At 70.3% G+C, this 21,507-nt stretch carries 18 protein-coding genes and 1 tRNA gene; 5 read left to right on the top strand and 14 right to left on the bottom strand.

Translation table 11 applies throughout. The features are described 5' to 3' along the window. Positions 1-82: 82 nt before the first annotated feature. From ACFWGZ_RS25410 to ACFWGZ_RS25450, 9 genes are all read right to left on the bottom strand, one after another. On the bottom strand, positions 83-1,516 hold the full coding sequence (locus ACFWGZ_RS25410) for a GGDEF domain-containing protein (RefSeq protein WP_382454076.1): 1,434 nt from the start codon (positions 1,514-1,516) through the stop codon (positions 83-85). A 244-nt stretch (positions 1,517-1,760) separates the two neighbouring features. Further along, positions 1,761-2,984, bottom strand: a complete 1,224-nt coding sequence (locus ACFWGZ_RS25415) for an MFS transporter (protein WP_382454077.1) — start codon at positions 2,982-2,984, stop codon at positions 1,761-1,763. 520 nt (positions 2,985-3,504) lie between these two features. Beyond that, entirely contained in the window at positions 3,505-4,476 is a 972-nt protein-coding gene (gene rlmB, locus ACFWGZ_RS25420; RefSeq protein WP_382454078.1) for a 23S rRNA (guanosine(2251)-2'-O)-methyltransferase RlmB, read from the bottom strand. A gap of 6 nt (positions 4,477-4,482) precedes the next feature. Further along, positions 4,483-5,877: a cysteine--tRNA ligase gene (gene cysS / locus ACFWGZ_RS25425; protein ID WP_382454079.1), complete on the bottom strand. Its 1,395-nt coding sequence runs from the start codon at positions 5,875-5,877 to the stop codon at positions 4,483-4,485. Then, the gene (locus ACFWGZ_RS25430) at positions 5,874-6,497 is read right to left on the bottom strand and encodes an HAD family hydrolase (protein WP_382454080.1); all 624 of its coding nucleotides are present in this window, start codon (positions 6,495-6,497) and stop codon (positions 5,874-5,876) included. Before ACFWGZ_RS25430 ends, cysS begins: the two co-directional genes overlap by 4 nt. Positions 6,498-6,522: 25 nt before the next feature. Continuing rightward, entirely contained in the window at positions 6,523-7,470 is a 948-nt protein-coding gene (locus ACFWGZ_RS25435) for a toll/interleukin-1 receptor domain-containing protein (RefSeq protein ID WP_382454081.1), read from the bottom strand. 169 nt (positions 7,471-7,639) lie between these two features. Further along, on the bottom strand, positions 7,640-8,110 hold the full coding sequence (ispF, locus tag ACFWGZ_RS25440) for a 2-C-methyl-D-erythritol 2,4-cyclodiphosphate synthase (RefSeq protein ID WP_382454082.1): 471 nt from the start codon (positions 8,108-8,110) through the stop codon (positions 7,640-7,642). Next, positions 8,107-8,799, bottom strand: a complete 693-nt coding sequence (gene ispD / locus ACFWGZ_RS25445) for a 2-C-methyl-D-erythritol 4-phosphate cytidylyltransferase (protein ID WP_382454083.1) — start codon at positions 8,797-8,799, stop codon at positions 8,107-8,109. The genes ispF and ispD overlap by 4 nt, the downstream gene beginning before the upstream one ends. 43 nt (positions 8,800-8,842) lie before the next feature. Beyond that, on the bottom strand, positions 8,843-9,331 hold the full coding sequence (locus tag ACFWGZ_RS25450) for a CarD family transcriptional regulator (RefSeq protein ID WP_065915127.1): 489 nt from the start codon (positions 9,329-9,331) through the stop codon (positions 8,843-8,845). A 230-nt stretch (positions 9,332-9,561) separates the two neighbouring features. Between ACFWGZ_RS25450 and ACFWGZ_RS25455 the strand changes: the two genes are divergently transcribed. The 3 genes from ACFWGZ_RS25455 to ACFWGZ_RS25465 all read left to right on the top strand — a co-directional run bounded on the left by ACFWGZ_RS25455 (position 9,562) and on the right by ACFWGZ_RS25465 (position 12,518). Then, a complete protein-coding gene (locus ACFWGZ_RS25455; RefSeq protein WP_382454084.1) occupies positions 9,562-10,347 on the top strand; it encodes a hypothetical protein in 786 nt (261 codons plus the stop codon). Positions 10,348-10,489: 142 nt separating this feature from the next. Continuing rightward, on the top strand, positions 10,490-11,896 hold the full coding sequence (gene radA / locus ACFWGZ_RS25460) for a DNA repair protein RadA (RefSeq protein WP_382454085.1): 1,407 nt from the start codon (positions 10,490-10,492) through the stop codon (positions 11,894-11,896). A gap of 85 nt (positions 11,897-11,981) precedes the next feature. Next, on the top strand, positions 11,982-12,518 hold the full coding sequence (locus tag ACFWGZ_RS25465) for a hypothetical protein (protein ID WP_382454086.1): 537 nt from the start codon (positions 11,982-11,984) through the stop codon (positions 12,516-12,518). A 19-nt stretch (positions 12,519-12,537) separates the two neighbouring features. On the opposite strand, the gene otsB is transcribed toward ACFWGZ_RS25465, so the two are convergent. The 3 genes from otsB to ACFWGZ_RS25480 form a co-directional block, all read right to left on the bottom strand. Next, complete coding sequence (gene otsB, locus ACFWGZ_RS25470; protein WP_382454087.1) at positions 12,538-15,069, bottom strand: trehalose-phosphatase; 2,532 nt, start codon at positions 15,067-15,069, stop codon at positions 12,538-12,540. 47 nt (positions 15,070-15,116) lie between these two features. Beyond that, the gene (locus ACFWGZ_RS25475) at positions 15,117-16,550 is read right to left on the bottom strand and encodes a trehalose-6-phosphate synthase (RefSeq protein ID WP_382454092.1); all 1,434 of its coding nucleotides are present in this window, start codon (positions 16,548-16,550) and stop codon (positions 15,117-15,119) included. Between the two features lie 70 nt (positions 16,551-16,620). Continuing rightward, positions 16,621-18,048 (bottom strand): threonine/serine exporter ThrE family protein, encoded by a 1,428-nt coding sequence (locus ACFWGZ_RS25480; protein WP_382454088.1) that lies wholly within the window; start codon positions 18,046-18,048, stop codon positions 16,621-16,623. Between the two features lie 175 nt (positions 18,049-18,223). Here ACFWGZ_RS25480 and ACFWGZ_RS25485 point away from each other — a divergent pair. Continuing rightward, positions 18,224-18,299 (top strand) — tRNA-Thr (locus tag ACFWGZ_RS25485). 60 nt (positions 18,300-18,359) lie between these two features. Here the strand turns inward: ACFWGZ_RS25485 and ACFWGZ_RS25490 are convergent. Next, positions 18,360-20,015 carry a hypothetical protein gene (locus ACFWGZ_RS25490; protein ID WP_382454089.1) on the bottom strand — a complete coding sequence of 552 codons (1,656 nt, stop codon included), beginning with the start codon at positions 20,013-20,015 and terminating at the stop codon, positions 18,360-18,362. Positions 20,016-20,025: 10 nt separating this feature from the next. On the opposite strand from ACFWGZ_RS25490, the gene mgrA reads away from it, so the two are divergent. After that, positions 20,026-21,054 carry an L-glyceraldehyde 3-phosphate reductase gene (gene mgrA, locus ACFWGZ_RS25495; protein ID WP_382454090.1) on the top strand — a complete coding sequence of 343 codons (1,029 nt, stop codon included), beginning with the start codon at positions 20,026-20,028 and terminating at the stop codon, positions 21,052-21,054. A gap of 1 nt (position 21,055) precedes the next feature. Here mgrA and ACFWGZ_RS25500 read toward each other — a convergent pair. Next, on the bottom strand, positions 21,056-21,507 hold a 452-nt coding region (locus ACFWGZ_RS25500), incomplete at its 5' end, for a sensor histidine kinase (RefSeq protein WP_382454091.1).

Genomic DNA, 21,507 nt, shown 5'->3' on the forward strand with positions numbered 1-21,507 from the left:
GGTGCGACTCGTGACGGGGCACCCACCGCTGAGAGCTGCGCTCAAAAGCAAAAGCCAAGAGCCTGCTCGCCTTCGGCTTCGCTTATGCGGAGCGTGAGGTGATCGGCTTGGTGATGTCCGACTCGTCTTGCCTCGGGAGGGGCATCGGCATCAGGCGCGGTGGGATGTCCAGGCCTGCGACCCTCACCTGGTTGCGGCCGTTCTCCTTGGCCTTGTAGAGGGCTGCGTCCGCCGAGTGCTGGGCCGTTGCCATGTCCGGGCCGTTGTCCGGGATCACCGCCACGCCGATGGACGCGCTGATCGCCTGCAGGTCTGCTCCTGCTGGTTCTGGGGGCTGGATCTCGCGGCCGTAGAGGGTCACCACGTTGCGGTGCTTGTCCGTCGTCGGGACTGCCAGGGAGCCGATCGCCTCGCGGATGCGTTCCGCGATGGTCACGCCCTGGGCCACCGGGGTGTCCTTCAGGGCCACGACGAACTCCTCGCCGCCGTCCCTGCCCGCCACGTCGCCCGGGCGGAGTTTTTCGCGGAGGATTCGGCCCACCTCGGCCAGGACCGCGTTTCCTGCCGGGTGGCCCCAGGTGTCGTTGATGCGCTTGAAGTGGTCCAGGTCGATGACCAGGACCGTCATCGGTTCGCCGTCCAGGCGGCAGCGTTCTGCCAGTCTGCCCGCGTACTCGGCCAGGCCGTTGGTGTTCAGCAGGCCCGTCCGGTAGTCGGTGTGGGCGTCTGCCGCCAGGCGTTGGTGGAGCTGTTCCTGTTCGCGCAGCAGGCGTTCCAGGTGGGCTCTGCGTTCTCCTGCCCTCGAGAGGAGGGCGTTCACCAGGATGACCGGGACTACCAGGAGCAGGGGGCCCACCCAGTGGCTCGTCATGAGCATTCCCAGCATCACGCCGGCGCCGAGGGTGCTCATCTCCAGCATGTTGTCGACCTTGGAACCCAGGAAGTCGAGGACCTTCGAGTTCGGGGTGACGATCTTGAAGGCCACCGCGACCGTCATCACCTGCACGAACCAGTACAGGAGCGCGGTGACGGCGAGGACCAGGACCAGGCTCAGGTCGGTGGGGACGTTGCCGGTGGCGGCCAGGGAGATGCCCGAGTAGTGGACCAGGGCCCAGGAGAGCAGGGTCGAGGCGAGCATCGAGGCCGTGCCGAAGACGAAGCGGTAGGGCTGGCGGCGGGCGATGGGCTGGATCAGGATGCGCATCCAGATCGTGGCTATGACCGCCAGGCCGCCCGGTAAGGCCACCGCTGCCGCGAAGGTCCAGACCGAGGTCAGGTCGATGTGGGGGCCGGAGGCCTCGTTGCGGCGGGCCTCCTCCGCTCTGCGGACGATGGTCAGGTGGATCGTGATCGCGGCGATCAGCGCGCCGAAGCGCAGCCAGTCCGAGGGGGAGACCGAAGTCAGCTTCGTCAGCAGCCAGACGGACGCTCCGGCCACGGCTGCTTCGAGCACGAAGAAGTAAGCGATCGCGCTGGGCGCAACGGTCCAGAGGTCCCAGTTGCGAATCGGAGTCAAGCCGAGTCCCCGCGATCGCCTGCGATCAGTCAAACTGTTCTTCACCACGACCCCCTACGCTCATGGCACTTCATGAGCAAGCCGCCGCTGACCAGGTCGTAGACCTACCTGCGCTGCCGCTCGTCGCAACGAGGAGGTGTTCTCCCATGAACAACCGTGACTTCTGAACTCCGCCTCTCGCCGATCCGGCTTCAACCATCCTGGTACCTCTGCAACGGATATCGCTATTGGTGACCGTTCTGTTTCAGATTGCCACCGCCTTCGTGTCGTTGCGACCCCGGGCACGTCTCCAGGCGAAGGTCGCCTGGGTAGCGAGCAGCAGTCCCACACCGCCCGCACCCGCGATCGTGGCGGTCACCGAACCGATCGAATGGGCGACGACACCGGCCAGTGCCATTCCGCCGCCCTGGCTCGAGCGCAACGCCGCGCGCCCGATGCCATAAGCCCTTCCGCGGTACTGGTCGGGCAGCAGTCGCATCCACGCCGAACGAGCGGGTGTGTGATAAGCCCCGCCTATACCGGCGAACACCAGCAAAACGATCGTCCAGGTCAGGTTCGGGTTGAACGCGAACAGGATCAGCGGAGCCAATGACAGGATCGCGAGCGGCCCGATGAGCCGTTCTCGTTTCGCCGGGTCCCGCACGAGGCGGAAGAGCAGCGCCACGCCCAGCACGTTCGCCGCGGGTTCGATGGCGAGGATCAGGCCCACCGCCCACACCGCGTCCAGGCTCGCCGCCAGTGGCACCGCGAGGCCTTCCGGGACCATCGCGAGGCCCGCGAGGAGCCGGACGCCCAGCAGCGTCCTCAGCCTCGGCTCGGACACCATCAGCGTCAGCACGCCGCGTGGTTCGTCGTCCTTCTTCTTGCGGCCCAGCGGATCCGCGGCCGGCCGGTGCTGCACGGACGTCTGCACCAGGATCGCCATCGCCGCGAACGTCACGGCGTTGATGCCGAGCGCCACGGCCGGGCTCGTGTGGGCGACGAGGAAACCTGCGGCGGCCAGACCGGCCATCTGGGCGATGTCGACGGACGTGCCGAACAACGCCACGCCGTCGTCGTAGCGCCTTGTCGGAAGTACGTGAGGAAGGCTCGCCTCTTGTGCCGCCAGATAGGGCGAGGAGATCGCCAGCACCACCACGAGCAGCACGATCATCGCCCACAGCGGCATGCCGGGAATGGCCATCGCGCCCATCAGCACGGCCTGCAACCAGGCCGTCGTCACCATTACCGTGCGCCGGGGGAACCGGTCGGCGACCCAGCCGAGCAACGGTCCCGAAATCAGCGGCGGGAACAGGGTCAACGACCACGTGAGCGCGGTCCAGGCAGCGGATTGTGTCCGTTCGAATACGAGCAGTGACAATGCGACGGCCGCGAGTTGGTCACCGGCGGTCGAGGCCGTCGAACCGATCCACATCGCGCGGAACTCGCGCATACCCACGAGCTCGCGGAGGGCTCCGCGGGTCGTCATGCGCGACCTCGGCGAGCCGCGCCCCGCGCGCGGCGAATCAGCTCGTCCTGATTCGCTCTACGCCGAGTCACGTCGCCCCCGCCGGTGGTAATCAATTCCTATCGACAATCACGGTAGAAGCTGCCTGACCGTTCAACGTCTGTCCTACCACAGTGTGTACCTAAACGGAGCAGGACAGTTACCTAAAGTAGTTACAATAGCGAAACGCAGAGCTGATCTTCTTCACAGTTGACCTCGGCCTCGCCTGATTGGACCCCAAATGGTCACGCGGCGTGTCAGCCAATGCCAAACGGGTGTCGCGAGCTGCGCCGACCGGTGCAACACGCTCCGACTCCTGCCCGGAGGGACGTGCAAATTGCCATCGGCACGAACGTACCCGCAGCCGGGAGCGGCGCGAAATGTGAGGTGTGCTGTTTCCCCGCCCGCGGAACGAAACCGGTTCAGCGGGCGGGAAAACGATCACTAACGTCGGCGAAAAGGCTCGCTTAGCGTGGCGAACTAGCCGATAACGTCAGACCGGTCAGCCCTTGGCGTCGATCCTGCGGCGGCGCGCGACCTCGGCCAGCACGACCCCGGCGGCGACGGACGCGTTGAGCGACTCGACACCGGAGGCCATCGGGATCGACACCGTCTGGTCGCACGTCTCCTTCACGAGACGACCCAGACCGCGGCCCTCGGAGCCCACGACGACGACCAGCGGGCCCGTCGCGAGCTCGAGGCCGTCGACGTCCACGTCACCGTCCGCGTCCAGGCCGACGATCATCAGGCCCGCCTCGGCCCAGTCGCGGAGCGTGCGCGTGAGGTTCGTCGCCATCGCGATCGGCAGCCTCGCCGCGGTGCCCGCACTGGTCCGCCACGCCACCGCCGTCATCGACGCGCTGCGCCGCTGCGGCAGCACCACGCCGTGCGCGCCGAACGCGGCGGCGGACCGCACGACGGCACCCAGGTTGCGCGGGTCCGTCACGCCGTCCAGCGCCACCAGCAACGGCGGCCGGCCCGAGCGCTGGGCGGTCTCCAGCAGCTCGTTCGGGGTCGCGTACTCGTAGGGCGGCACCTGCAGGCCGAGGCCCTGGTGCATCGCGCCACCGGTGATCCGGTCGAGCTCACCGCGGGCCACCTCCAGCACGGAGATGCCCCGGTCGGCGGCGAGGCGCACGGCCTCGGCCACGCGGTCGTCCGCGTCGATGCCCAGCGCCACGTACAGCGCCGTCGCCGGCGTGCCCGCGCGCAGGCACTCGACGACGGGGTTGCGGCCCGCGACGGTCTCGGCCTGGGCCTTCTCCGTCTTCTGGCGCCGCTGGGTCTTCACGGCGTCGGTCTTCGCCGCCACCTTGGCGCGCTTGTACGCGGGGTGGTTCGGGCGCTCAGACGCCTTCGGGGTCGGGCCCTTGCCCTGCAGCCCCTTGGACTTCTGCCCGCCGGAGCCGACGACCGCGCCCTTCTTCGAGCCCGGGTTGCGCATCGCGCCCTTGCGCTTGGAGTTGCCAGCCACTGGAAGTCAGTCGTCCTTCAAAGTCCACTGCGGACCGTCGGGGGTGTCCTCGACGGCGATGCCCGCGTCCAGCAACTGGTCGCGCAACGCGTCAGAGCGCGCGAAGTCCCTGCTCTTGCGGGCTTCCTGGCGTTCGACGAGCAGTCGATCCACCAGCGTGGTCAACGCCTGCCGCATGCCGGTCTCGGCAGACGACTGGTCGTTCCACTTCGGCGACAACGGGTCGACGCCGAGGATGTCGGCCATCCGGCGCACGCACTCGGCGGCCGCGCGGGCCTCCTCGTGGGCGCCGTCGGCGAGTGCGGTGTTGCCCTGGCGCACCTTGTTGTGCAGGGCGGCCACGGCCTGGGGGGTGTTCAGGTCGTTGTCCATCGCGGCCACGAAGTCCGGGCACATGTCGCCCCGGAGCTCGATCGGCCCGAGGCGCTCGGTGGCGCGGCGCAGGAACGACTCGATGCGCCCGTAGGACGTCACCGCCTCCTGCAACGCCTCGTCCGAGTACTCGATGTGCGAGCGGTAGTGCGGCGCCACCAGGTAGTACCGCAGCTCCTGGGCCCGGACCTTCTCCAGCATCACCGGGATGGACACGGTGTTGCCGAGCGACTTGGACATCTTCTCGCCGGAGAACGTCACCCAGTAGTTGTGCATCCAGTAGTTCGCGAAGCCGTCGCCGGCCGCGCGCGACTGCGCCTGCTCGTTCTCGTGGTGCGGGAAGATCAGGTCGAGCCCGCCGCCGTGGATGTCGAACGTGCTGCCGAGGTAGGTCGTGGCCATCGCCGAGCACTCGAGGTGCCAGCCGGGCCTGCCGTTGCCCCACGGCGTCGGCCAGGACGGCTCACCGGGCTTCGCGGACTTCCACAGCGTGAAGTCGCGCGGGTCGCGCTTGCCGCGGATGTCGGTCTCGCCCTGCTGCTGGTCCTCGATCTTGCGGCCGGACAGCGCGCCGTACTCCGGAAGCGAGCGCACGTCGAAGTAGACGTCGCCGCCGACGTCGTAGGCGTGGCCCTTGTCGATCAGCCGCTGCATCAGCTCGACCATCTGCGTGACGTGGCCGGTGGCGCGGGGCGCGTACGACGGCGGCAGGCAGCCCAGCGCGTCGTAGGCGTCCTCGAACGCGCGCTCGTGCGTGTACGCCCACTCCCACCACGGCCGGTCGTGCTCGGCGGCCTTGGTGAGGATCTTGTCGTCGATGTCGGTGACGTTGCGGACCAGCGTGACGTCGGCGCCGTCGCGGGCGAGCCAGCGACGGAGGACGTCGAAGTTGAGCCCGCTGCGGACGTGGCCGATGTGCGGCACGCCCTGCACGGTCGCCCCACACACGTAGATCGACGCCGTTCCGTTGACCTGCGGGTGGAACTCCCGCAGAGACCGGCTCGCCGTGTCGTAGATGTGGAGGCTCACACGGGAATGGTACGGGCCACAGCCAGCAGAGCGTCCGGCCGGTCACTCGTCGGAACGGGATCGACCAGCCGGAAGGAGCAGCCGATCGCGACGGCTCCGCCGTCCGCCTCCTCGCTGTCGCCGACCATCACCGCGTCGCGCGGGTCGACGCCGAGCCGTTCGCAGGCGGTCGTGAAGATCTTCGGGTCGGGCTTGACGACGCCCTCCTCGAAGGAGAGGACGAACTCGTCCACGAGGTGCGTCAGGTCGTACTTCTCGAACACGGCGCGGATGTCCCACGCGATGTTGCTGACGACCGCGACGGGCACGTCCCGCAGGTGCTCCAGCGCCGCCCTGGTGTCCGGGTACGGGAACCAGGAGTCGGGGTGCACGAGCTGGTCGTAGAACGCCTCCGCGTTCGGCACCAGGGCGTCCTCCAGCAGCTTCACGTGCACCCAGCGGTGCACGTCGGCGTCGAGGTCGCGCCGCAGCCAGCCGTCGGCCAGTTCGGGGTCCATCCCGTCGGCGAGGCCCACGGGCGCGGTCATCGCGCGCATCAGGTCGCCGTTGGCCCCGAGCCCGGGGTGCTCGAGGCGGAAGAGCGTGCCGGAGAAGTCGAAGAGCGCAGCGCGGGTCGTCACGCTCCCGACTCTACGTGGTGCGGCCCTAGGTGGTCTGGACCTTTTCGAGCTCGGCCTCGACGGGCCGGACGTCGTAGGAGAGGGCCAGCTCCAGGGTGCCCGCGTTGTGCTCGGTGGCGGCCGCGAGCTGCGCGAGGAACTCCTCGATCTGCCCGAGCGGCTGGTCGGCCAGCTGCGCCGTGGCCGCGTAGAGCGGGGCGTAGCGCTCGGGCGTCGTCGTCCCGCGCAGGTCGGCCGCCCAGTCGAGGAGGTTCTCGTAGGACTTCGCGAACTGGGTGGCGAGGTGCTTGATCCGGTCGCGGTCGCCCGCGCGGCCCGCCGGGCCGAACGCCCACTGCTGCTTGCCGGGCGACAGCAGGTCCGCGACACCGTTGACGATCTTGTCGAACACGCCGGTGCGCATCAGGTAGTAGTCGTGCGCCTCGGTGTCGGTGGTGAGGGTGCGCACGTCGGGGGCGAAGGCCATCTCGTGGCTGAGCCGCTTGTCCTTCAGCTTGCGCAGGTGCATCGAGGCGGTGTCCGAGAAGAGCTGGAGCTCCCAGCCCGCCGGGTTCGCCTCGACCGGCGTGCCGGCCTTCTCCGCGATCAGGACGGCGAGCTCGCGCGGCGTGCGGTTGCGCAGGTCGATGAAGCCGAGGCTGGGGCGGACACCGGGCACCGGGGTGTCGTCGAACCGCGCGGGCAGGACGTACGGCTGGTGCGGGTCCGTCAGGCCGCGGGCGAGCGCGGACCGGCGCTCGTGGATCGTCCAGTGCTTCCGCACGTAGTCGGCGGACACGAACATCACGCAGAACCGCGAGTCCTCGCGGTAGATCTTGTCCAGGTACTCGGTGAGCTCCTCACCCCACAGGGCGGACTGCTCGTCGGTGTCGTAGAAGCGGGAGATCCCCAGCTCGGTGAGGTGACGGGCCACCTCCTCGACGTAGTCGCGGTCTTCGCCGGCGAAGGACAGGCAGACGTCGTACTTGGGCACCACAGGGATGGTAGTGGCGGGAACCACACCGCCGGCGCCTGAGTTGCCCGCGTTGGTGACGGCGCCGTTCGTGCCGGGCGAGCACGAGTTCCGCACGGAGGGCGCCGCCGCGCAGCCGGGTGGAACCTCGAGGGCGGGACGGCCGTGCCGGGGATGCCCGCCCGGCGGACTAGCCGGTCGCGCTGACCAGCAGGGCCGTGGCGATCGCCGCGATGCCCTCGCCGCGGCCGGTGAGACCGAGGCCGTCGGTCGTGGTGCCCGCGACCGACACGGGACCGCCGACGGCGTCGGACAGGGCCTTCTGGGCCTCGTCGCGGCGCTTGCCGATGCGCGGCGCGTTGCCGATGACCTGCACTGTGGCGTTTCCCACACGGTAGCCCGCCTCCTCGACGAGGCGGCGCACCTCCGTGAGGAGGACCACTCCGTGCGCGCCCGACCAGCGCGGGTCGGAGGTGCCGAAGACCGCGCCCAGGTCGCCCAGGCCCGCGGCGGACAGCAGCGCGTCGCACAGCGCGTGGGACGCGACGTCGCCGTCGGAGTGACCCGCGCACCCGTCGACGCCCTCCCACAGCAGGCCGGCGACCCAGCACTCCCTGCCCGCCTCGATCGGGTGGACGTCGACGCCCTGGCCGATCCTCACTCCTGGCCTCCGCTGAACAGTGCTTCCGCGACCGCGAGGTCGAACGGGGTGGTGATCTTCATGGCGTGCGCGTGGCCGGGAACCGTGTGGACCTCGACACCGTTCTTCTCCACGAGGGCGGCGTCGTCAGTCGCGGCGATACCGGCGCGATAGGCGGCTTTGAGAGTCTCGGCCCGGAAACCCTGCGGGGTCTGGACGACCCGCAGACCGGCGCGGTCAGGTGTGGCGACGACCACTCCGACCTCGTTCACCTGCTTGATCGTGTCGGCGACCGGCAGCACGGGGATGACGGCGTCGTGCCCGTCGCGCACAGCGGCCACGACGTCGGCGATCACCCGGGGAGGGGTGAAGGCACGGGCGGCGTCGTGCACCAGCACGATGGAGGTGTCCGGGATCACGCGCAGCGCGTGGTCGAGGGCGAGGCGCACCGAGTCGGTGCGTTCGGAACCCCCTGAAAGCACGTGCACCGCCCCGCCGGCCGGGGCCAGCGAGGCGGTTGCGGTGTGCACTGAATCCACATCGGACGGTGGAGCGGCGATGACGACGTGCTGGACGTGGCCTGACTCGAACAGGCCTCGTACGGCACGGGTCAGCAGCGGAACTCCGTTGACCGGCACGAGCGCCTTGGGCATCCCGTAGCCCAGGCGCTCACCCCGCCCTGCCGCAGGAACGAGCGCGACAACACTCATCTCGCGGCGTTATCCGATGCTCTAAATGTGTTGTGTTGAAGAACTACGACGCGGTGGCGAGAACTTCGTCGAGGAGAACCTCGGCCTTGTCCTCGTCGGTACCCTCGGCCAGCGCCAGCTCGCTGACCAGTATCTGCCGCGCCTTCGCCAGCATCCGCTTCTCGCCGGCGGACAACCCGCGATCCTTCTCGCGCCGCCAGAGGTCGCGCACCACTTCCGCAACCTTGTTCACGTCGCCGGAGGCGAGCTTCTCAAGGTTGGCCTTGTACCGCCGAGACCAGTTGGTCGGCTCCTCGGTGTGGGGAGCGCGCAAGACCTCGAAGACCCGGTCGAGCCCTTCCTGGCCGACAACGTCACGCACGCCTACGATCTCGGCGTTGTCAGCGGGAACCCGAACGGTGAGGTCGCCCTGCGCCACCTTGAGAACGAGGTACTTCTTCTCCTCGCCCTTGATAACGCGGGTCTCGATTGCTTCGATGAGAGCGGCACCGTGGTGCGGGTAGACGACGGTCTCTCCGACCTTGAAAACCATGTGTCCTCTGCCCCTTTCGCTTCCTCCATCCTAACACGCCCAGCAACCCTTCGAACGCCGCTCGAAGATCCGTTAGTGCTGGTCAGGGCCGCGCGGGGGGTTGACAAACCACCTGTTCGCGTGCAACGTACGGGGTTGTCAAGATCGAGTGGCACCACGTCGCGTCCTCGTTCAGGGCCCCGGTTAGGCTCTTTGCCTGGTGGTTGTTCCCTAGGAAGGACGCTGGAGCCGTGAACTCAGGAGTGTCTCGCCGGTTGGTCGTGACGGCAGCGCTGGCCGCAGGCCTGGGCCTGGCCGCGGTCGGCTGCAGCGCCGGTCAGGTCACCCAGACCGACACCCAGGTAGCCGCCGTCGACGGTGCCAGCGGAAACGCGGGCCCGATCGCCGTGCGCAACGTCATGCTGGCGTTCCCGCCGGACGGCAACCGCTACAAGGACGGCGAGGACGCGCCGCTGACGTTCGTCATCGCGAACAGCGGCTCGTCGGCGGACAAGCTGCTGTCGATCAAGTCCGACGCCGCCGAGGGCGAGGCCGAGGTCGCGGGCTCCAAGGAGATCCCGGCCCAGTACGCGCTGCGCGCCGAGTACGACGCCTCGAAGGCGCCGTCGAAGCCCTCGTCCACCGCGTCGTCGTCCGCCGCCTCGTCGTCGGTCGCGCAGACCTCCTCGGGTGTGCCGTCGTCGGGTGTGCAGTCCTCGTCGTCGAACGCCCCGTCGTCGTCCTCCAACGCGGCCTCGTCGTCGGTCTCGGTGACCTCGGGTGCGCCGTCGTCCGGTGCGCCGTCGTCGTCCGGCCGCCCGTCCTCCTCGTCGCTGCCGCCGTCGGCGGACCAGGACCAGGACCTCGAGGTGCTGCAGATCCGCTGCACGCTGAAGAAGCTGAACCGCGAGGTCGTGGCCGCGCAGACGGTGAAGATCACGTTCCTGTTCGAGAAGGCCGGCTCGCTGACGCTCGAGGTGCCGGTGGCGCCGTCCGACCACAAGCGCGTGGTCGAGGGCGAGGGCGGCGGCCACTGAGCCCCGCTCACCGCGTGGAGAACGCCGCTCCCTCTTCGTGAGGGGGCGGCGTTCTTCGTCCGACCGGGCTCGCGAAGCCCGCAGCACCCCGGCTGACCTGCGGCGCGCGTTTCTGTCGGTGCCGTGCTCTACCGTTCGGTCCGTGGCGAAGACAGCGCGGCCGATCTTCCGGTGTGCCGAGTGCGGGCACGAGGTGGCGAAGTGGTTCGGCCGCTGCCCCGAGTGCCAGGCCTGGGGCAGCATCGAGGAACGCGGCACCGCGTCGGTGACGCGGGTCGTGGCGGGCGCGCCCACGTCGGCGGCGCGGCCCATCGGCGAGGTCGACATCGAGTCGGCGCGGGCCCTGTCGACCGGCGTGAGCGAGTTCGACCGCGTCCTGGGGGGCGGACTCGTGCCGGGGGCCGTCGTGCTGCTGGCGGGCGAGCCGGGGGTCGGCAAGTCCACGTTGCTGCTCGAGACCGCGCACCGCTGGGCCGAGTCGCACGGGCGGTGCCTCTACGTCACGGGTGAGGAGTCCGCGGGGCAGGTGCGGTTGCGCGCCGAGCGCACCGGCAACCTGCACGCCGAGATGTACCTGGCGGCCGAGAGCGAGCTCAGCGCGTTGCTCGGCCAGGTCGACCAGGTGAAGCCGTCGATGCTGATCGTCGACTCCGTGCAGACCATGTCGACCGTCAGCGTCGAGGGCGTGCCCGGTGGCGTCACGCAGGTGCGCACGGTCGCGTCCGGGTTGATCGCGATGGCCAAGGAGCGCGGGCTGCCGGTCGTGCTCGTCGGGCACGTGACCAAGGACGGATCCGTTGCGGGGCCACGGGTCCTAGAGCACCTGGTCGACGTCGTGCTGCAGTTCGAGGGCGACCGGCACTCGTCGCTGAGGTTGTTGCGCGGCATCAAGAACCGCTACGGCGCGGCGGACGAGGTGGGCTGCTTCGAGCTGCGCGACGACGGCATCGTCGGCGTGCCGGACCCGTCGGGGCTCTTCCTGACGCGCCGGGAGAAGGCCGTCGAGGGCACCTGCGTGACGGTGATCGTCGAGGGCAAGCGCCCGATGCTCGGCGAGGTGCAGGCGCTGGTGGCCAAGACGAACCTGCCCGCGCCCCGCCGCGCGGTCAGCGGGCTGGACTCCGCGCGGATCTCGATGGCGCTGGCGGTGCTCGAGAAGCGCGGCAAGGTCAACCTGTTCCAGAAGGACGTCTTCACGGCGACCGTCGGCGGCATGCGGCTGGTCGAGCCCGCCGCCGACCTCGCGGTGGTGCTGGCGGTGGCCTCCGCCGAGCGGGAGATCGCGCTGCCGGCCGACCTGGTGGTGCTCGGCGAGGTCGGGCTCGCCGGGGAGATCCGGCGGGTCAACGGCGTCGGGAAGCGGCTCCAGGAGGCCGCACGGCTCGGTTTCAAGAAGGCCTTGGTGCCGCCGGACCACGGGCCGCTGCCGGACGGGGTGCGGGCGCTGGTGGCGAACGACCTGGTGTCGGCGCTGGACGTGCTCGGGCTCAACCGGCGGCGCAGCTCCGGCAAGGGCGACAAGGCCGAGAACCGGGACGACGAGGACTGAGCCGGCGCCGGACGTTCTGTCCGGTTTGGACGCCCGGCGGCCGGGCGGGCCGCGCCCGGATCCGGGCGCGTGGTCGAATACGCGGGTGTTGGGGAGACACGACCGCGAGATCGGCGAGCTGTTGCGGTTCGCCGTGGGCTTGGTGCCCCCCGAGGTGCGCACCGAGGACCTGCTCGACTACGTGGACCTCGAGGAGTGGGAGCTGGTCCTCGACCTGCTCGGCGAGTTCGGCGGCAACACCTGGCAGACGCCGCAGTTCTGGGCGTTGCTCGCCGAGGCGGCCACGCAGCTGGAGCAGGACGACGCCTGGTTCCAGTGGCGGTGCGTGGAGTCGATCCAGGGGCTGTGGCGGGTCGAGCTGGTGCTGGACCCCGGCGCGGAGCCGTTGCAGGCCAGGGGAGAACGGCCCGTCTGGGACGTCACGGGGAACGAGCAGCGGCTGGCGGCGCTGTGGATCGAGTCCAAGCCCGTCCTGGGGCCCGGGGAACGGGCCACAGCGCGGCTGAGGCCGTTCGTGCCGCCCGCGTGTGCTCATCTGGTGCGCAGCGACCGGATCACGTTGCTGGGGCGCTCCGCGGGCATTGCGACGATCATCGAGAAGGTGCCGCCGCGGCCCTGGTGAGGACCGCGGCGGCACGAACTCACTGCGAGAGCAGCTGGGCGCAGCGGATCAGGCCCAGGTGCGAGTACGCCTGCGGGTGGTTGCCCAGCGAGCGCTCGGCGACCGGGTCGTACTCCTCGGGCAGCAGGCCGGTGGGGCCCGCGGCCGCGACGATCTGGCCGAAGAGCTCCTCGGCCTCGGTGCGGCGCCCGGTGAGCAGGTAGGACTCGATCATCCACGCCGCGCACAGGTGGAAGCCGCCCTCGTCGCCCGGCAGGCCGTCGTCGCGGTGGTAGCGGTAGACCGTGGAGCCGGACCGCAGCTCCGCCTCGATGGCCGTCACCGTCGACTGGAAGCGCTCGTCGGTCGGGTCGATCAGGCCCGACAGGCCGACGAACAGCGACGCCGCGTCGAGGTCGTCACCGTCGTAGGCGGTGGTGAACGACTGGACCTCGTCGTTCCAGCCGTTCTTCAGCACGTCCGTGGAGATCGTGTCGCGCAGCGGCACCCAGGACGGGTCGAGCTCACGGCCGAACTGCTCGCCGAGCTTGATCGCGCGGTCGATCGTGAGCCAGCACATGACCTTCGAGTACACGTGGTGGCGCGGCGCGTGCCGCTCCTCCCAGATGCCGTGGTCGGGCTCGTGCCAGCGCCGCGAGACGGCCTCGGCCATCGCCTGGACCATCGCCCAGTCGGTGTCCGACAGCGTGCCGCGGGCGGTGGCCAGCGAGACGACCAGGTCGACGACCGGGCCGAACACGTCGAGCTGCACCTGCTGGTTCGCGAGGTTGCCCACGCGCACCGGGCGCGAGCCCGCGTAGCCGGGCAGCGTGTCGATCACGGCCTCGGCGCCCAGCTGGGTGCCGTGCAGCGTGTAGAGCGGGTGCAGCCGCTCCGGGCCCGGGATGGTCTCCAGGACGCCGTGCAGCCACGCCAGGAAGCCGTCGGCCTCGGCGTAGGAGCCCACCGACACGAGCGCGGCGGCGGTCATCGCGCCGTCGCGCAGCCAGCAGTAGCGGTAGTCCCAGTTGCGGACGCCGCCGAGCTCCTCCGGCAGCGACGTGGTGGCCGCCGCCATGATCGAGCCGGAGTCCTTGTGCACCAGGCCGCGCAGCGTCAGCGCCGAGCGCAGCACCAGGTCGGTCTGCACGGTCGGCAGCGTCAGGCCGGCCGCCCAGTCGGACCAGTAGTGGGCGGCGAGGTCGCGGCGCACCGACTCGTTCAACGGGTGCTCGGAGAGGTCGTCGGTGCCGCAGCGCAGCTCCAGCAGCACGTGCGCGCCCTCACGCGGGCGGACGACGGCGCGTGCGGTCTCCTGCTGGCCGTCGGAGGTGATCTCCCAGTCGACGCCGGGCGAGCGCAGCACCATCGGGTCCGAGGTGCCGACGACCCGCAGGCCGTCGCGCTCGCGCAGCAGCCGCACGGGCACCTGCCCGAACTCGGGCCGCGGCGCGAACGTGATCACCGCGTTGGTCGAGCCGGAGATCCGCCGGACCAAGTCCGTGCGGTGCGAGGCCAGGTTCTGCTCCAGGTAGTCCGTCACCAGGAGCCGCGACCAGCGGGTCTCGACGATCATCGTGCCCGGCAGGTAGCGCTGGCCCAGCGGCAGCGACCCGTGCTCCGGCTTGATCGAGAAGTGGCCCGCGGCCGGCCCGCCGAGCAGGTCGGCGAAGATCGCCGCCGAGTCCGGTTCGGGGTGGCACAGCCAGTTGACCTTGGCGTCCGGGGTCACCAGCGCCACGGAACGCTCGTTCGCGAGCATGGTCAGGCGCTCGATCGGCACGGCCTGGTCGCCGTGCAGCCACGCCCGACGCTCCTCCAGGAGGAACGCGAGCACGGTCGCGACGTCGGACGGGTCGGCGACGTAGTGCTCGGCCAGCGACTCGCCGGCGCCCACGCGGATGCCGACGTCCGGGCCGGACAGGCGCGCGAACGCCTTCTCGTCCGTCACGTCGTCGCCCAGGAAGATCGCCGCGGTGGCGCCCACCTGGTGGCGCAGGATGTCGAGCGCCTGCCCCTTGTTGGTCTCGACGACGGCGAGCTCGATCACGGCCTTGCCCTCCGTGACCTGCACACCGTCCCAGGTGCACGGGCCGGAGCGGACGGCGGACAGCACGGCCTCGCCGATCGCCTCGGACGCGGCACGGCGCACGTGCACGGCGACCGAGGCGGGCTTGACCTCGAGCTGGACGCCCTCCTGGCCGTCCGCGATCTGTTCGAGCTCGGCCTCGAGCCGGCGCAGCAACGCCTTGGCGTCGGCGTTGAGCGCGTGGACGAAGCCGACGTCGAACTCGGAGCCGTGCGACCCGACGAGGTGGACCTCGCCCGGCAGCCGGGACAGCGTGGCCAGGTCGCGCAGCGCGCGACCGGAGATCACGGCTGAGGTGGTCTCGTGCAGCGACGCGAGGGAACGCAGCGCGTTCACCGACTCCGGGAGCGGACGGGCCTTCTCGGGATCGGCCACGATCGGAGCCAGTGTTCCGTCGTAGTCGCTTGCGACTAGCAGTCGTGGGGTACGGGCGAGCTGCACGATCGCTCTGCGCAGTTCGGCGGGGAGGGCCTCGGCGGTCAACGCCCCTCCAGGAGCACTTGATGGGTCATGGGCAGGTCTGAAAGGATTCAGACCGAGGTCTGCGTACCCAGCGCCTCCAGGAACGACCTCGCCCAGCGGTCGACGTCGTGGGTGAGGACTTGGCGGCGCAGCGCGCGCATCCTACGGCGGCCTTCGGCGGGATCGATGTCGAGGGCGGCCTGCAGAGCGTTCTTGACACCGTCCAGATCGTGGGGGTTCACCAGGAACGCACTGGTCAGCTCTGCGGCAGCGCCAGCGAACTCGCTCAGCACCAGAGCTCCGCCAAGATCGTATCGGCAGGCCACGTACTCCTTGCACACGAGGTTCATTCCGTCCCGAACGGGCGTGACGACCATGACGTCCGCCGCGCTCATGAACGCGACGAGCTCCTCGCGGTTCACCGACTGGTGGAGGTAGTGCACGACGGGCTTGCCGACGCGCCCGAACTCGCCGTTGATCCGGCCGACGGACTGCTCGATGTCCTTGCGCATCGTCACGTAGTGGTCGACGCGCTCCCTGCTGGGCGTGGCGAGCTGGACCATCGCGACGTCCTCGGGGTCGACCCGTCCGTCCGCGATCAGCTCGTAGAGAGCGCGGATCCGGACGTCGATGCCCTTCGTGTAGTCGAGGCGGTCCACGCCGAGCAGGATGCGCTTCGGGTTGCCGAGGTCCTCTCGAATCTTCCTCGCGTGGGCCTGCGTCTCCTTGCGCCGGGCGACCGAGTCGAGGCCCGCGCTGTCGATCGAGATCGGGAACGCGCCCACGCGCACCGTGCGGTCGCCGACCTGCACGACGCCCGGCCGGGTGCGGACGCCGACGGTGCCGCGGCTCGGCTCCAGGCCGACGAGGCGCCGGGCCAGCCAGAGGAAGTTCTGCGCGCCACCGGGCCGGTGGAAGCCGACCAGGTCGGCGCCGAGCAGGCCGCGGATGATCTCCGTGCGCCACGGCAGCTGCATGAACAGCTCGACCGGCGGGAACGGGATGTGCAGGAAGAAGCCGATCTTGAGGTCGGGCCGCTGCTCGCGCAGCATCGCCGGCACGAGCTGCAGCTGGTAGTCCTGCACCCACACCGTCGCGCCCTGCGCCGCCACCTTCGCGGTCGCGTCGGCGAAGCGCTGGTTGACCTTCACGTACGCGTTCCACCAGTGCCGGTGGAACGCGGGCTGCGCCACGACGTCGTGGTAGAGCGGCCAGAGGGTGCCGTTCGAGAACCCCTCGTAGTAGTCCTCGACCTCCTTGGCGGACAGCTCGACGGGGTGCAGCAGCAGGCCGTCGTCCTCGAACGGCGCCACGTCGGCGTCGGCCACGCCGGGCCAGCCGACCCACGCGCCGCTGTGTGAGCGGAGGAACGGTTCGAGCGCGCTCACCAGTCCTCCCGGACTGTGCTTCCAGCGCTCCGTTCCGTCGGGCAGACGCTCCAGGTCAACCGGCAGCCGGTTGGCCACGACGACGAATTCCGCCCCGTTCTCGCCAATGTCCATGCTCACAAATTCCCAGGCTAGTGCCGACGCGAACGTGTCGCGTGTCGTGTAACGGCCGTCACAAGCAGGTTCACTCCAACCGACGCCTGGTGGGCCTGAGCGGCCCGGACAGCCGCGGGCCGGCGAACCGGCGTTCCAGGCGGCCGAGGCCCGTGCGCACCGGCTGGGCGAGGTACTCGCCGAACACGACGCCCCCGGCGAGGGCGAGCGCGATGCCGCTCGCGAACACCAGGGTGCTCAGCCCGGCCGGGTCGCCCTCCGCGGTGAGCTGGAACAGGCCCCGGTAGGTGGTCCAGCCGGGCAGCAGCGGCACGACGCCGGCCTGCACGACGACGAGCGTCGGGATGCCGAGCCGGCGCGTCAGCGTCGCGCCGCCGAAGCCGGTGATCGCGGCGGCCGCGGCGGAGCTCAGCAGGGCGTCCAGGCCGAAGCTCGTCGCGAGGCCGTAGGCGGCCGTGCCGATCGCGCCGGAGACGGCGGCGGCCATCAGCGCGCGGGGCTGGGCGTAGCAGGCGAGCGCGAAGAAGGCGCTCGTCGCCGCGCCGGCCGCGAACTGCATCGGCACCGCGGAGATCAGCGCGGGCAGCGGGTCGCTGAGCCGGATGTCCAGTCCGAAGTGGACGGCCGTGCGGATGGCCAGCGCGACGCCCGCGATCAGGCCGGCGCTGAGCAGCACGGTCTCCACGGTGCGCCCGGCCGCGGTGACGTTGTAGCCGGAGATCGCGTCCTGCACGGTGCTCACCAGCGCGAGCCCGGACAGCAGCACGACGATGCCGACGGCCACCAGCAGGCTGGGGCGCACGGGGAGCAGCCCGGTCGCGTAGACGGCCAGCGCCGCGCCCGTGCCGAGCGCGCCGCCGACCACCTGCTGGAAGAAGAACGGCAGCGCGCGGCGGTTGAGGACCCTCCCCACCCGGTCGACCACGGCGGTGATGGCCGCCGCGGTGAGCGCGAGCACCACCCCGCCGCCGACGAGGAACGCCACGGCCGCGGCCATGCCGGCCCACGCGGCGGTGGCGACCCAGCGCGGGTACGGGTGCTTGGCGTTGGTGATGTCCTCGAGCTCGGCGTGGGCGTCCTCGATGGGCCCGAGGTTGTTCACGAGGTGCTCGACGGCGGCCAGCCGGGTGTAGTCCAGACTGCGCTGCCGGACCACGCGCACGGCGGTGATCGGGGGTGCTTCCGTGCCGCGGTGGCACGACACGCTGATGGAGGTGTAGATCACGTCGACTTCCGTGTGCGGAAGTCCATAGCTCTCGGTGACGGAAAGAATCGTCGCTGTCACATCGGCCGCGCCGGCCCCGCTGGACATTTGGACCTCACCGATCCTGAGTGCGAGATCGAGGACCAGGTGAACAGTGGTGTCGTCGGGCAGCGAGGGGCCGTGCAGGTTGTTGGTTGAAATCTCTCGCACCTCCGTTGTGCGATCGTGACGGGCACTTCGACAGAAGCTGTGGTGTCGACCACCTCCGATCGGGCGACCCGAAAAGGAGGACATGATCACTGTCTGTCGATTACCCTCCTGACCTGGTCAAGGCGCCCTGCTCGGCGCCCTGATCCACTCAGTTGGTTGGTCCAGCTCCGGTCGGAGCAATCCGATCACACTGAGAGCAGACCGTTCGCCGCAGGGAGCACCAGCAACGGGCGCTTACCATGTTCGCGAACACCGCCAGGCCGGCGTAGCTCAATTGGCAGAGCACTCGCCTTGTAAGCGAAAGGTTAGGGGTTCGATTCCCCTCGCCGGCTCCAAAGCGGAAGAGGGTTCGCCCAGGTGGGCGGACCCTCATCTCATTTCGATATGACGGTTCCTCAGCTTTTGCGAACGAGTCCGGTAAAGCCCGCGACGCTCAGCGTGGCGAAGGACCAGCCGAGGATCTGGACCGCCCAGCCTGCTCCGGTCGCCCACTGCCCGGCTGGTCCGTTCGCCAGTTCGCAGCGCGGTGTCCCACCGAGCTTCACGAGCGGGATGGCGAGATCGGCCGCAAGACTGATCCTGTTCACCGGTGAACAGGACTCGGCGGGCCGGTCCTTGGCCGGGGTGAGGCCGCCCGCGGCGCCCGCCGTCCACACCAGACCGACCGCCAGCAGGAACGTCACCAGCAACCCCGCCACCGCCCGCGACGGCCGGTGGCCGTAGCCGAGCGTGACGCCCAGGAACCAGTGCCAGAGCCGGTTGCCGGGGTCGCCGCGCCGGCGCAGGTCCTCCTGCTGCGCGATCAGCACGCGCCGCGCGGTGTGCTCGTGGCCGGCGGCGCGGTGGACGGCCGCGAGCTGCTGGTAGGGCTGGGCTTCGTAGTCGTGCGTGTGGTCGCGCAGCACCCTCAGCCACGCGTCGGTGTCGCCGGTCGGCTCGGGGTAGGTCAGGCCGTTCAGGGTGACGTCGGTGAGCCCGCCGGTGTCGAGGACCAGCGCGCGTCCCGCCCCGGTCATGACCAGGTCCAGCTGGAGGCCGTCGCCCCGGTTGACGATCCGGTGGGACAGCAGGACCAGGGCGCTCGCCACGTCGCAGTTGCTGATCTCCAGGGCGGAGTTCCCGGTGACGGCGTCGATCTCGGCCTCGCGCACGGACAGGCTGGCCTCCACCGCGGTCTTGTGCAGCAGCACCGCGCGGCCGCCGCGGTTGCGCACCAGCCCGGTGAGCAGCAGGCCGGCGCCGATCCTCGTGTCGATCATCTGGACCGTCGCTGCGGGCCCGCGGGAGACCGCGTCGATCCACTTCAGCGTCGCCTCGGCGCGGAACTGCGCGCCGTCCGCGTTCAGCGCGCTGCCCTCCTGCGCGCGCAGCACGGCGCCGGTCAGCTCGAGCGCACCCGCGATGCAGTCGATGAGGGACACGGCGTCGCTCGCGCCGTCGCCGCGCAGGACCGCGCCGGCCGCGGAGACCATCCCGCGGATCCGCGTGCCGTCGGCGACGACCGCCGAGCCGCCGAGACCGGTGACGACGGCGTCGTCGAGGAGCAGGTCGCCGCCGACCTCGCAGTTGAGCAGGAAGAGGGCGGTGCCGCCGCGGAACCGCGGATGGGCGTACAGCCCCCGTGCGGTGAACGAGCCGCCCACGCGCAGCCCGTACGCGGTGAACGAGCCGACGCTCGACCCGTTCAGCGAGAGGGAGCCGTCCACCTGGGCGTGGTCGAGGTCGAACAGGTCGGCGCAGCGCGCGTGGGTCATCTCGAACTGGCGGGTGCGCAGGCCCTCCGCCCGCACGTCCCACACGGCCGAGCCGCTGAGGTCGATCGTCGCGATCTGCGCGTGGCGCATCGTCAGCTCGCCGGTGAAGTGGCAGCCGACGAGGACCAGCGGCCCGGTCATCGTCAGGAAGTCGAGGTCGAGGAGTCCGTCGATCCACGTCCGGTAGATCCGCAGGCCCGCGGGGGAGTCCTTCGCCTCGACGACCATGACCCGCACGTCCTCCGCGCGCAGGAAGACGTGGCGCTCGTCCTGCTCTGTCCCATCAGGACGTGACATTGTGGGCACCATGTCCTACCTCGCGGATAGCGCGCGCTACGACCAGATGACTTACCGGCGGACGGGACGCAGCGGCCTCAAGCTGCCCGCCATCTCGCTCGGCCTGTGGCACAACTTCGGCGGTGACCGGCCCTACGAGTCGGGCCGCGGGATCGCGCGGAGGGCGTTCGACCTCGGTGTCACGCACTTCGACCTCGCCAACAACTACGGACCTCCGTACGGAAGTGCGGAGATCACGTTCGGGCAGATCCTGAAGGATGATCTCAGGCCGTACCGCGACGAGCTCGTGATTTCGACGAAAGCGGGCTACGACATGTGGCCGGGGCCGTACGGGGAGTGGGGTAGCCGGAAGTACCTGCTCAGCTCGCTCGACCAGTCGCTGACGAGGATGGGCCTCGACTACGTCGACATCTTCTACTCGCACCGCTTCGACCCGGAGACGCCGCTCGAGGAGACGATGGGCGCGCTCGTCAGCGCGGTCCAGCAGGGCAAGGCGCTCTACGTCGGCATCTCGTCGTACTCGCCCACCAAGACGCGCGAGGCGGCCGAGCTGCTGCGGTCCGCGGGCGTGCCGCTGCTGATCCACCAGCCGTCCTACTCGATGCTCAACCGCTGGATCGAGCCGGAGCTGCTCGACACCCTCGAGGAGGTCGGCGCGGGCTGCATCGCGTTCTCGCCGCTCGCGCAGGGCATGCTGACCGACCGCTACCTGAACGGCATCCCCGAGGGCTCACGGGCGACGCAGGGCAAGTCGCTGTCGACGGACCTGCTCAGCGACGAGAACCTCAGCCGCATCCGGTCGCTCGACGAGATCGCGTCCTCGCGCGGTCAGTCGCTCGCGCAGCTCGCGCTGACCTGGACGATCCGCGACCCGCGCGTCACGTCGGCGCTGATCGGCGCGTCGTCGGTGGGGCAGCTGGAGCAGAACCTCGCGGCGCTGCAGGCGCCACCGCTGACCGACGACGAGCTGGCCGAGATCGACAAGTACGCCGTCGAGTCGGGCATCGACCTGTGGGCGACGTCGTCGCAGGCCGAGTGAACTAGTCGCGGTGCCGGGGGAGGCGGATCGTGAAGACCGTCTCGCCCGGCCGGCTGGCCAGCCCGATCGAGCCGCCGTGCGCCTCCACGAGCGAGCGCACCACGGCGAGGCCGAGGCCGCTGCCGCCGCGCTGGCGGGTCCGCGAGTCGTCCACGCGGTAGAACCGGTCGAAGATCCGCGCCTGGTCGGCCTGCGGGATGCCGGGACCCGTGTCGCTCACCCGGACCACCGCCCAGCCGTTCTCGGCCGTCACCTTCAGCCGCACCGCCGTGCCCGCCGGGGTGTGCACGGCCGCGTTGGTCAGCAGGTTGTCGAGCACCTGCCGCACCCGCGTCGGGTCGGCGGTCATGGTCACCGTGTCGGCGTCGACCTCCAGCTCGTGCGACGGCCTGGCCGCCCGGAACGCGTCCGCCGCGGCCTCGGCGACCACCGAGAGGTCCATCTCCTCCGGGC

This window comes from Lentzea sp. NPDC060358, from assembly GCF_042725365.1.
Classification (GTDB): domain Bacteria; phylum Actinomycetota; class Actinomycetes; order Mycobacteriales; family Pseudonocardiaceae; genus Lentzea.

Bases quoted from the DNA above. Each gene is read 5' to 3' on its own strand.
- ACFWGZ_RS25415 (WP_382454077.1), bottom strand. From the start codon at position 2,984: ATGACGACCCGCGGAGCCCTCCGCGAGCTCGTGGGTATGCGCGAGTTC.
- ispD (WP_382454083.1), bottom strand. From the start codon at position 8,799: ATGAGTGTTGTCGCGCTCGTTCCTGCGGCAGGGCGGGGTGAGCGCCTG.
- ACFWGZ_RS25450 (WP_065915127.1), bottom strand. From the start codon at position 9,331: ATGGTTTTCAAGGTCGGAGAGACCGTCGTCTACCCGCACCACGGTGCC.
- ACFWGZ_RS25475 (WP_382454092.1), bottom strand. From the start codon at position 16,550: ATGGACATTGGCGAGAACGGGGCGGAATTCGTCGTCGTGGCCAACCGG.
- ACFWGZ_RS25480 (WP_382454088.1), bottom strand. From the start codon at position 18,048: ATGTCCTCCTTTTCGGGTCGCCCGATCGGAGGTGGTCGACACCACAGC.
- ACFWGZ_RS25490 (WP_382454089.1), bottom strand. From the start codon at position 20,015: ATGTCACGTCCTGATGGGACAGAGCAGGACGAGCGCCACGTCTTCCTG.
- mgrA (WP_382454090.1), top strand. From the start codon at position 20,026: ATGTCCTACCTCGCGGATAGCGCGCGCTACGACCAGATGACTTACCGG.